At 66.6% G+C, this 1,292-nt stretch carries 1 protein-coding gene; it reads right to left on the bottom strand.

The annotated features are described in order from the left end of the window. Positions 1-44: 44 nt before the first annotated feature. Positions 45-1,225, bottom strand: a protein-coding gene (locus ABT158_RS51210) for an IS3 family transposase (RefSeq protein WP_352366777.1) whose coding sequence is annotated in 2 segments (ribosomal slippage) — positions 45-961 and positions 961-1,225 — 1,182 coding nt in all. Because the reading frame shifts where the segments join, the coding sequence is not laid out codon by codon here. Positions 1,226-1,292: the final 67 nt, after the last annotated feature.

Genomic DNA, 1,292 nt, shown 5'->3' with positions numbered 1-1,292 from the left:
TGAGGGGCCACGGTGATTCCAGACAGCCATGTTATGAGCGCAGCCTATGCGGCCGTTTGGGTTGAAAGGGCCTCGTTGAGAACCTCCAGGGGCGGCCGGTAACCGAGCGCCGAGTGCAGGCGCCGACGGTTGTAGAACCCTTCGATGTAGCGGATGACCTGGCTTTTCGCCTTGGCCCGGGTGGTGAAGACGAAACGGTGCAGCCACTCGTTCTTGATCGCGCTGAAGAACGACTCGGCCATCGCGTTGTCGTAGCAGATGCCGGTGCGGCCAACCGAGCGGCGGATGTCCAAGCCGGTCAGGAACCGGCCGAACTCGTCGCTGGCGTAATTCGAGCCGCGGTCGCTATGGAACACGGCGCCAGGCTGGAGCAGTCCGGTGCCGGCGGCCATCCGGATCGCGTCCTTGATCAGCTCGGTGCGGTAGTGGTCGGCCATCGCCCAACCCAGCACCGCCTTGCTGTGACAGTCGATCACCGTGGCCAGATACAGGAAGCCCTCCCAGGTCCGGACGTAGGTGATGTCGCCGACCAGCTTGACGCCCGGCCGATCAGCGGTGAAGTCACGGCCGATCAAGTCGGGGATGCCGCGGAAGTCACCGTCTTGCACGGTGGTGACCGGCCGGAAGGCGCGTGCCTGGGCCGGGAGGAGGCCCTGCTCGCGCATCAGGGCACGGACCAGCTCGGCCGAGCAGTGCTCGCCGCGACGGGCCAGGGCAGCATGCACCCGCCGGTAGCCGTAGGTCTCATGCGCGTCGGCGAAGATCTCGGCGACCAGCGCGGCCAGCAGCGCGCGGCGTTGCGCGGTGGCCGAGGCCGGCCGCTCGCGCCACTCGTAGTAGCCCGAGCGGGACACGCCGAGCCAGGCGCACATTTTCACGATCGAGTGACGAGCCTTCTCCGCGTCGATGAGCTCGTACTTGGCGAGCGTCATCGAGTCTCGGCCGCGAAGAAGGCGGCCGCTTTTTTCAGGAAGATCAACTTCTCGCGCAGCTCGGCGTTCTCCCGCTCCAGCTCCCGGATCCGGGCCCGGTCCGGCCCGGCAGCCGGCCCCGGCTGCTCGTCCTGAGCGTTCACGATCCGATGCCGGTTCACCCAGCTGCCCAGGGTGCTGGCGTTGATCCCGAACTCGCGCGCCACCGACGCGACCGTCCGATCACCCTCCAGCACCATGCGGACGGCCTCGTCCTTGAACTCCGGCGAGAACTGCCTACGACGCCTCGTCACGTACCTACCTCTTCCAGACTTCTGTCAGCTTATGTAGCTGACTGTCCGGAATCTGCTGGGCACCTCA

This window comes from Nonomuraea sp. NPDC001636 (genome assembly GCF_040298265.1).
Classification (GTDB): domain Bacteria; phylum Actinomycetota; class Actinomycetes; order Streptosporangiales; family Streptosporangiaceae; genus Nonomuraea.
This window is presented reverse-complemented; position numbering and strand designations above follow the sequence as displayed.